The sequence below is a fragment of the Microcoleus sp. K1-B1 genome (genome assembly GCF_036704705.1).
Lineage (GTDB): Bacteria > Cyanobacteriota > Cyanobacteriia > Cyanobacteriales > Microcoleaceae > Microcoleus.
Genome location: NZ_JAUBSH010000147.1, coordinates 1 through 9519, shown reverse-complemented (window position 1 = coordinate 9519; position 9519 = coordinate 1). Strand labels below are relative to the sequence as shown.

General features: G+C 46.5%; 6 protein-coding genes and 1 tRNA gene. 1 reads left to right on the top strand and 6 read right to left on the bottom strand.

The window, feature by feature from the left end; translation table 11 throughout:
* Positions 1–657: 657 nt before the first annotated feature.
* The 3 genes from QUA83_RS29290 to gcvH all read right to left on the bottom strand — a co-directional run bounded on the left by QUA83_RS29290 (position 658) and on the right by gcvH (position 6093).
* Positions 658–2052: a serine/threonine-protein kinase gene (locus QUA83_RS29290; RefSeq protein WP_333297669.1), complete on the bottom strand. Its 1395-nt coding sequence runs from the start codon at positions 2050–2052 to the stop codon at positions 658–660.
* Between the two features lie 280 nt (positions 2053–2332).
* Positions 2333–5278 (bottom strand): aminomethyl-transferring glycine dehydrogenase, encoded by a 2946-nt coding sequence (gcvP, locus tag QUA83_RS29285; protein WP_333297668.1) that lies wholly within the window; start codon positions 5276–5278, stop codon positions 2333–2335.
* A gap of 425 nt (positions 5279–5703) precedes the next feature.
* Positions 5704–6093, bottom strand: coding sequence for a glycine cleavage system protein GcvH (gene gcvH / locus QUA83_RS29280; RefSeq protein WP_333297666.1), 390 nt, complete (start codon positions 6091–6093; stop codon positions 5704–5706).
* A 260-nt stretch (positions 6094–6353) separates the two neighbouring features.
* Between gcvH and QUA83_RS29275 the strand changes: the two genes are divergently transcribed.
* Positions 6354–6986 (top strand): alpha/beta hydrolase, encoded by a 633-nt coding sequence (locus QUA83_RS29275; protein WP_445301827.1) that lies wholly within the window; start codon positions 6354–6356, stop codon positions 6984–6986.
* 121 nt (positions 6987–7107) lie between these two features.
* Here QUA83_RS29275 and gcvT read toward each other — a convergent pair whose 3' ends face one another.
* The 3 genes from gcvT to QUA83_RS29260 all read right to left on the bottom strand — a co-directional run bounded on the left by gcvT (position 7108) and on the right by QUA83_RS29260 (position 8882).
* The gene (gene gcvT / locus QUA83_RS29270; RefSeq protein WP_333297663.1) at positions 7108–8259 is read right to left on the bottom strand and encodes a glycine cleavage system aminomethyltransferase GcvT; all 1152 of its coding nucleotides are present in this window, start codon (positions 8257–8259) and stop codon (positions 7108–7110) included.
* A 193-nt stretch (positions 8260–8452) separates the two neighbouring features.
* Positions 8453–8525 (bottom strand) — tRNA-Ala (locus tag QUA83_RS29265).
* A 153-nt stretch (positions 8526–8678) separates the two neighbouring features.
* A complete protein-coding gene (locus tag QUA83_RS29260; RefSeq protein ID WP_333085722.1) occupies positions 8679–8882 on the bottom strand; it encodes a hypothetical protein in 204 nt (67 codons plus the stop codon).
* Between the last annotated feature and the right edge of the window lie 637 nt (positions 8883–9519).

The window sequence follows — 9519 nt, the reverse complement described above, 5'->3', positions numbered from 1 at the left end:
CTTATTCTCTCCCGGCGCGGTGGCTTTAGTTCTTCTCAAAGCCACCGTTCTCATCTTTATTTAGTCTAAAGTACAGTTAAGAAGGTTTCGATGTCTGGTTGAGGACGGCGGCACAATTCTATATACTCGGTTAAAATCCGCTCAATTAATTTGGGATACTCGGTTAGTTTATCCATTGTACTATTTCCTCTACTTCTGTATTTACGACTATTAGGGGAAGTTGATGTCTGTTTACAATTAATTGAATTGGGGGTGATGGGTGGGGCGACAGAAACCGGGTTTCTTCCTAAATCTCGGTGATGATACATAAATTATCGCAGAAACCCGGTTTCTTGGATGTAGCACGGTGCTCAGAAACCGGGTTTCTTCCTAAATCTCGGTGAGGATGTTTAGATACTCGTAGAAACCCGGTTTCTTAGATTTTGCGCGGTGCTTATGGACTTTGGAGGCTGTTGGTGGGGAGGTAGAAACCGGGTTTCTTCCTGAATCTGGATGATGATACATAAATTATCGCAGAAACCCGGTTTCTGAGATTGATTTTACTTTGATTAGTTGCTCGTTATGTCCCGACAACCCCGTCGGAAATGTAGACATGGCATGGCTTCGTGGTTTTGGGCTTTGTTATAAATTTTTATGAAATCCTGAAACGCTTAGATATTACAGTCTACAAGTCTCGACGCGAGAGAAGAGAGACCTATACCCCCCACCCCGCCGCCACCCACCGCCCAACATCTCCCCACCAGCCTCCCAAAAGACCGGGAGGTGAGCTTCTGGTGCTTTCTCTGAAAAAGTGAGGTCGTTGTAGTACCCAAGTATATTTTTTCTCCAGCCTACCTTGTCGCCAAACTTCCGCCAAACTTCGCTATCGTATTCCCTAGTTCCCCCCAGACTTTGATAGATACGCTTCTGCACGCTAAAACCGAAGCGCCCATTGCTGTATTGTACCCAAAGTTGGTCAATGGTACGCAAGTCCTCGCAGGGAAAATTATCAATACTTTCTGTATCCAGCCATCTTTTTTTCTCCCTACCCGCCACCTTCAACATCACTCTCAGAGTTTCTTCATCGGCTTCTTTCCACTTTTTTGCCGCCAATAAATTTCGCAAGTTTATATAATCCATTCCCACCGCTGAAACTACGCGCGCAGTCTCAGGAGGCGCTGGTTTTGGCAGCGGCGTTTCAAAAGATTTTTGTGCAGGCTGAGGGCTGACTTGTGGTGATGGCAATACCACTGGTTCTGGTATCAGCAAATCCAACCATTCCTGCACCGACTGCGGGCGATTTTGCGGTTCCAACTCCATCCCTTTCATAATCGCGGCATTCACCCTGTCGCTAATTTTATTATCATACTGTTTTGGCTGAATAAAAGGATCAATAATTTTTCTACCGGGCGACGGAATCGGCTTGTTATCTGTGAGCATATTATACAGCGTCGCCGCCAAAGAATAAACATCAGTATAAGGGCCAAGTTGAGAGCGTTGTTCCGCAAGTTCAATGGGTGCGTAATGCTCAGTCCCCCTGCTACTATTAGTCATTAACTTTACTGATAACGTCGCCTGTCGCGCCAAACCAAAATCAATCAAAACTGCTTCCATACCGCGCTTTCTGAGCATAATATTTTCGGGTTTAACATCGCGGTGAGTCAGGTTTTGCTTGTGGACGCAAGTCAGTGCATCGCCTAATTGCTGAATCATTGACAAAGCTTTTTGTTCCGACAAACGGCCGTTTTCTTTGAGATGGGTAGCCAAGTCAATCCCATCGATTAATTCCATTACCATACAATTGAAATCACCCTCGCGAAATATATCATAAACTTCGACAATATGGGGATGACGACACTTGGCTAAAGACATTGCTTCCTTGAGGAATTTATTTTGTGTTTTAGCAAAATCCGGCTGTAATTGTTGGAAAAGATTCAGAGTTTTGAGCGCAACTGACTTACCTTCATGGCGATTTTGAGCGCGGTAGGTTTCACCGAATCCGCCGCCACCTAGGTATTCTTCGATGATGTATTTGCCGTCGTCTAGTTGTTGTCCGTCGGGCCAGCGTCTCATGGCGGGTTTGTGGATGGAGTTGATGGTTTTGATTATAGCTGAGATGGGGGAATTTTGTTGGGGCTTTGGGTGAGGTGGAGGGTTTCGACTACGCTCAACCACCGTAAAGAGCGGTAGGCTGAGCGAAGTCGAAGCCGGAATGTATGGTTTCGACACTTCGGCGGAGTTTATCCTGAGCGAAGTCGAAGCCGGAATGTATGGTTTCGACTTCGCTCAACCAACGGGTTTTTTCGGAGATTTAGGTGACAGTTTTAATCTGGGAAAAAACCCGGTTTCAATCTTAAGTGTAAGCCTCCATTGGTAAACAAGAACAGACAAAATTACGATCGCCAAACGCATTATCTATCCGGCCCACCGCCGGCCAAAACTTATGTTCGCGAGTCCAAGGTGCCGGATAAGCCGCTTGCGCGCGAGTATAAGGACGATTCCACTCATCAACCATCAGAGATTCTGCGGTGTGCGGCGCATTTTTTAAGACGTTATTTTGCGGATCAACATTACCTTTTTCAATCTCCGCAATTTCGCCTCGAATTGCAATCATTGCATCGCAAAAACGGTCTAATTCCTGCTTTGATTCGCTTTCCGTCGGTTCCACCATTACCGTACCTGCGACCGGCCAAGAAACCGTCGGCGCGTGATAACCGTAATCCATCAACCGTTTAGCGATATCTTCGACTTCAATAGCCGCAGTTTTTTTGAGCGATCGCAAATCCAGAATACACTCGTGCGCCACCAAACCAGCTTTCCCTTTGTACAAAACCGGATAATAGGATTCTAACCGTTTTGCCATGTAATTAGCATTAAGAATTGCTACTTTTGTCGCCTCAGTTAAACCCACTCCTCCCATCATCCGAATGTACATCCAAGAAATAGGCAAAATGCTAGCACTTCCCCAAGGCGCGGCGGAAACAGCACCAACTGATGTTTGTTGACTGTTGACTGTTGACTGTTGACTATTAAGAATAGAATGACTGGGCAAAAACTCTACTAAATGAGACATTACCCCAATCGGCCCCATTCCCGGCCCGCCACCGCCGTGGGGAATACAGAATGTTTTGTGCAAATTCAAGTGACAAACATCAGCACCCAAATCACCGGGGCGGCACAAACCAACTTGAGCATTCATATTTGCGCCGTCCATATAAACTTGTCCGCCGCAGTTGTGGACAATAGCGCAAATCTCTTTAATTTCTTCCTCAAAAACGCCGTGAGTTGATGGATATGTTACCATCAAAGCCGCCAATTCATTTTTGTGTTTCTCTGCTTTTTTATGTAAATCTGCGACATCAATATTGCCCTGGGAATCGCACTCGACAGCAACTACTTTCATCCCCGCCATCACCGCGCTAGCCGGATTTGTACCGTGGGCTGACTGGGGAATCAAACAGATATTTCGGTGAGATTCGCCTCGGTATTCGTGGTACTGGCGAATAACTAACAAGCCCGCGTATTCGCCTTGGGAACCGGCGTTTGGCTGCAAAGAAATTCCCGCAAAACCTGTGATTTCTGCCAGCCACTGTTCTAGTTGCACGAACATCTTTTGATAGCCGCGAGTTTGAGCGGGGGGTGCAAAAGGATGTATCTTGCCAAATTCCGCCCAAGTCACCGGCATCATCTCTGCTGTTGCATTCAATTTCATTGTGCAAGAACCCAAGGGAATCATCGATGTATTTAGGGATAAGTCCTTGGCTTCTAAACGGTGCAAATAGCGCAAAAGTTCAGTTTCTGAATGGTAGCTGTTGAAAACTGGATGGGCGAGATAGCTGCTGGTGCGATCGCAAAAATCTGGTAAGGTCAAATAGGAACTCAATGCGTCTGCATCCAGCGGAATGTTGAGAGCATTCTGCCCGTCAGCCCTGATATAATCCTTATCCTGTGCAAAAATTTTCCACAACTCTTGCACATCTTCAGCGGTGACAGTTTCATCTAAAGTGATTCCCACTGTCGAATCATCAAAAACTCGGAGATTAATTTGGCGAACTTTAGCAGCTTCTAGTATTTCTGACAGCGGTTTGTCTCCCAATTCTACCCGCAAAGTATCGAAGAAAGGTTGAGAACCAATTTTGTATCCGAAACCTCTTAAACCGGATGCCAACAGTGCTGTTAAACTCCATACTTTCTCAGCAATGTCTTTCAGTCCAGACGGGCCGTGATAAACAGCATACATACCCGCCATCACTGCCAGCAAAACTTGAGCAGTACAAATATTGCTGGTTGCTTTTTCGCGGCGGATGTGCTGTTCGCGAGTTTGCAAGGCCAAACGTAAAGCAGATTTGCCGTTGGCATCTTTAGAAACGCCGACGATTCTTCCGGGAACTTGCCGTTTAAACTCTTCTCGCGTGGCGAAATAGGCGGCGTGGGGCCCTCCGAATCCCATCGGCACTCCGAAGCGCTGAGTGCTTCCTACGGCTATATCCGCACCGAATTCGCCGGGGGGTGTGAGCAAGCAAAGGCTCAAAATGTCGGCGGCTACTGTGACTAATGCGCCGACTTCGTGTGCCGATCGAATAAAATCTGTATAGTCGTAAATTGCGCCGTCTGTGGCGGGGTATTGCAGGAGAGCGCCGAAGATTGTACGATCGAACTCAAAGCTTTGATGGTCGCCGACAATTACCTCAATTCCCAGTGGCTTAGCGCGAGTTTGCACCACTTCCACAGTTTGAGGGTGGCAATCTTGGGAAACAAAAAACGCTTTTGCCCCCTTTTTGCTGGCGCCGTAACTCACCGCCATCGCTTCCGCCGCCGCAGTCCCTTCATCCAGCAAAGAAGCGTTGGCAATTTCCAAACCCGTGAGGTCAATTATCATGGTTTGGAAGTTCAGTAAAGCTTCCAATCGCCCTTGAGCAATTTCGGCTTGGTAGGGAGTGTAAGCTGTATACCAGCCGGGATTTTCTAGGATATTCCGCTGGATGACGGGGGGAGTTATGCAGTCGTGATATCCAGTGCCGATGTACGATCGAAATACCTGATTTTTTGCAGCAATTTCTTTCAATTCTGCCAAAGCGCTGTACTCGCTTTGCGCTTCGGGAAGGTGTAGGAGCCCAGAAATGCGAATCGCCGCAGGAACCGTTTTGTCAATCAACTCATCGAGGCTAGAAATCCCCAAAACATTGAGCATTTCCTGGATTTCGCTGGGTTTCGGGCCAATGTGCCGGCCCGCAAAACCACCGATGGAGGAAAGGTTTTGCTGCTGGTTGGGTTCAAGTTGAGGGCTGTAGAGTACCAAGGCGGATTCTCCTGAATAGACTTTTGCTTCTTTGTTTGTAACATTTTGCTAAGAAAACCAGGAAGATTTTCTGCGTCTATCCAAGTCCGACAGTCTGACAGGGGTTGAAACCCATGTCTCATAGCTAAAGTCGTCGGTCGCCGACTAAGGAAGATTTTCTGCCTCTATCAAAGTCCGACAGTCCGACAGTCCGACAGTCCGACAGTCCGACAGGGGTTGAAACCCCTGTCTCATAGCTAAAGTCGTCTGAAGACGACTGTAGATTAAGCTGCACTTATCGGAACTCCCCGCCCAACTGCTTGGTATTTGAGTCGTCTTTAGACGACTTGTGCTATTAGCCAGGGGTTTCAACCCCTGGCGGATTGTGGAATTATCAACGAGCCCTATGCCCTATGCCCCATGCCCTATGCCCTATGCCCTATTCCCTATTCCCCTTCGACCATTTTGCGATACTCCGGGGCCGAGAAAGCCTCGTCTGCTTCGCTGGGATTGTCAACGCGCACTTTCAGCAGCCATCCAGCCCCATAGGGGTCTTCTGCCAAATCTTCGGGAGCCTCTATAATGTCATCATTGCGTTCTACGACTGTACCGGTAACGGGCGCTTTCAAGTCTTCAACGGCTTTCACTGACTCGACTGTACCGAAAGCTTCGCCCTTTTCCAACCCTGCACCGACTTCTGGCAAATCTAGAAACACGATATCGCCGAGTTGGTCAACTGCAAAGGCACTAATGCCGATGGTGGCAATTTCGCCTTCGAGTCGGATGTATTCGTGGGTGTCTAGGTATTTCAGGTCATCGGGGTATGTTAGTGCCATGTCTTTTCTCGCAATAAAAAAGTATTAGTTAAATCTTATTCAACTATGAGCCTTTAGTAATGACTCAGTGGAACAAAAAAAATATTAAACGCTTGCTTTTTGGAGAATTTTCTGTCAAAAGACTGATGCGCTCTATAATTTTTATTTACGCATTTCTATGTTTTTACGGTTTCTTTTTTTCAGAACGGCTAATTTTTCAACCTCCCCCATCTAGTCAGAGTGAGAACAGGGAATTTATCAAAGTTAGCTCAGCTAATGGCGTGAAAATTTCTACTGTTCATTTTCTTAACCCGCAAGCTAAATATACCATACTTTACAGTCACGGAAATGCGGAAGACTTGGACAGCATTTTGTGGCTAATCAGAGAGATTCGAGATAGCGGGTTTGCTGTGTTTGCCTATGATTATCAAGGTTACGGCACGAGTCAGGGAAATCCTTCTGAGTATAATACTTATCGTGATATTGATGCTGCTTATAATTATTTAACCCAACAGTTGGGAGTACCTGCAAAGCAAATTATTCTTTACGGGCGTTCTGTGGGAGGTGGGCCGGCAATTGATTTGGCTTCGCGCCAAAAAGTCGGCGGTTTGGTGGTTGAAAGTTCCTTTGTTTCGGCTTTTCGGGTGTTGACGCGGATTCCGCTTTTACCCTTTGACAAGTTTGTGAATATTGATAAGATTGGCAAAGTTCGATCGCCTGTTTTGGTGATTCATGGTAAGGCTGATGAGGTGGTGCATTTTTGGCATGGAGAACAGTTGTTTGCAGCGGCGAAGCAGCCGAAATTAAATTTTTGGGTTGATGGGGCCGGTCATAATGATTTGATGGATGTGGCGGGCGATCGCTATGCTGCAACTCTGCGAAAATTTGCTAAGCTAGTAGATGAGTCTTCTTGACCAAAATTATGAGCAACGGGCTAGAAGCCCGTTCCACAAGAACACATACACTTACACTTTCTTGTGGGGAGTAGGGGTTGGGCTTCTAGCCCGCCCTTGCATTAATGCTCAACTACTTAATTTAATTAGGTCGGTTTGGCGATTTATAAAATGGTTTTTTCACCACACTAGCTGGATAGTTTTTCCCGCGAATCTCGATTTCTAATTGCTGACCGATTTTAGCTAATTTTGCCGGAACAAGCGCGAGGGCTACTGCCCGATTCAAAGTAGGCGATAATGTACCGCTAGTAACCTCCCCTACTTTTTGGCCTTCAAATATTACCGGATAGCCGTGGCGGGCAATGTGCCGCCCCTGCATTTCTAACCCTACCAACCGCTTTGATACTCCACTCGCTTTCTGCTGTTCCAAAACTTCGCGGCCAATAAAATCGCCTTTGGTGTCGAGGTGAACTACCCAACCCAATCCAGCCTCTAAAGGCGTGATATTATCGTCGATATCTTGACCGTAAAGAGCCATTGCTGCTTCTAAACGCAAGGTATCTCTGGCACCCAAACCGCAGGGTACAACGCCAGCAGCTAACATTTTTTGCCACAGTTCTTTTCCTACTTCGGCATCCACCATGATTTCAAACCCATCTTCGCCGGTGTAACCAGTTCTCGCGATAAAACTCGGCTGTCCCAACAAATTTGTTTCTAAGTGACCGAATGCCTTAATTGGTGCGAGGTTGTCTTCCACAAAAGGCTGGAGATAGTTAACGGCTTCCGGCCCTTGAATGGCAATTAAAACTTTATCTTCGGAGATGTCTGTAAAACAGAGTCCGTTCAATTCTAAGTGAGTGGTTATCCATGCTTTGTCTGCGATGCGAGTGGCGGCGTTGACAATGATTACTGCACGTTCTTCGCTAGTGATAGGGTCTGGTTCTTGGCAGTAGAAAATAATGTCGTCTAAGATGCAACCTTTGGCATTTAGCAAGACTGTATATTGAGCTTGACCGGGTTGCAAGCGGCTCAAGTCTGAGGGTACTAAGGGTTGAAATTTTTCTATTACTTGTTTCCCTCTCAAACCAAATTTTCCCATGTGGGAAATGTCGAACATTCCTGATTGCTGGCGTACTGCTTGGTGTTCGCTGCTGATGCCTGCGTACTGTACTGCCATCTCCCACCCGGAAAAGGGCACCATTCGGGCTTTGAGTTCTAATGATAGGTCGTACAGAGGGGTGCGGGCAATTTGGCTCGGACTCTCTGGATTGTTGGGTTCAGTTGACTTTGCCACAGGTAGCGCTTTGGTTGCGGGTAGACTGTTTTGATTTTACGGGAAAATTGGTTTTCGCGGTGTGTGGCGCGATCGAATTTAACGACACGGCAATGCTGTTTCCCTACGACTAAGTACACGGCGATGAGGACACGGGAGTGCCGTTTCCCTACGAGTAAGGGTACAAGAGTAATTTATCCCTAATCTTGATTTATGGAGAATAGCGGGCTCGAACCGCTGACCCCTACAATGCCATTGTAGTGCTCTACCAACTGAGCTAATTCCCCTTTCTTTTCGCGCTCTCAATCATGCCTTAACTGACCAATATTTGTCAAGCTTTTTGGGGAAATTAGTTTTTAGCCTTCTGCAGGCAAGGCTTTCGGCTTTTTTTCCACAAAACTCTCCTCGCTTCTGGACAATGGTCAATCGCCTACTATCATTTAGTAAGTGTGTTGGGATATTTCGGTTAAATGGCTCAAACAAGAGCCCATGAGAAAGTAGACGACTAGCAGGGCGGCGGCTGATACCGCAACTAGGGTGCCGGCTAGCATTAGTGAAAATTCCCGTTGCGCGATCGCCTCTTGCATCAAGTGCAAAGACCAGGCAACGAGGGCAACGTCAATTATTAAAATAGGAACCAGCATAAGTTACGATTTGTAACAGCTTACCTATTGTAACAAAACTTTTCGCTTCGTGCAGATCAGCTCACCTGTATTTAACTTTTGCTGTAAAACCCGAAGGGAGCAGCGGAAAGCGAGTGAGAAAAAATTATAGCTTTTGGTGATAATTACAATATGCAAAGTAAATGAGAGCTAGCTCAGCTTTAGATGTGGCGTTTTTGACTCTTGAGCGATCGATTAAAAGCCCGATAGCTGCGCTTCACACGCTTTTTTGAGGAGTCAGGGTGCGTTAGCGAAGCCCTCGAAGAGGATCGACCTTTGAGTATAACTGATTTGATAGCAGAAGGTCTGAGCCTCTGTTGCACTTGGATGCTGTAAAATTAACTTGATTAATCTGCTTGAAAAGATGACAAATCGCTCTACTCGCGCCCTTTTTCACAGCAAAACACTCAACACTGCTTTGCGTGCTTTTAGATTTCCGCAAGATATGGAAGTGCGCCGCCAAAAATAGGGAACGTGGATTACTGCACTTAAAGTAGCCTTGCTAAAGGGGGCTAAGAGTTTTTTGAGTTTGTTCCGTGGTGGTAAGTAGGTCGGCGCAAAAAAACCGAACTATGTTAAGATAAGTAAACAAAAAGAATATATCTACTGAGGTAACTCA

Excerpts from the sequence above, each read along its gene's own strand:
- QUA83_RS29290 (WP_333297669.1), bottom strand. The coding sequence starts at position 2,052 with ATGAGACGCTGGCCCGACGGACAACAACTAGACGACGGCAAATACATC.
- gcvH (WP_333297666.1), bottom strand. The coding sequence starts at position 6,093 with ATGGCACTAACATACCCCGATGACCTGAAATACCTAGACACCCACGAA.
- QUA83_RS29260 (WP_333085722.1), bottom strand. The coding sequence starts at position 8,882 with ATGCTGGTTCCTATTTTAATAATTGACGTTGCCCTCGTTGCCTGGTCT.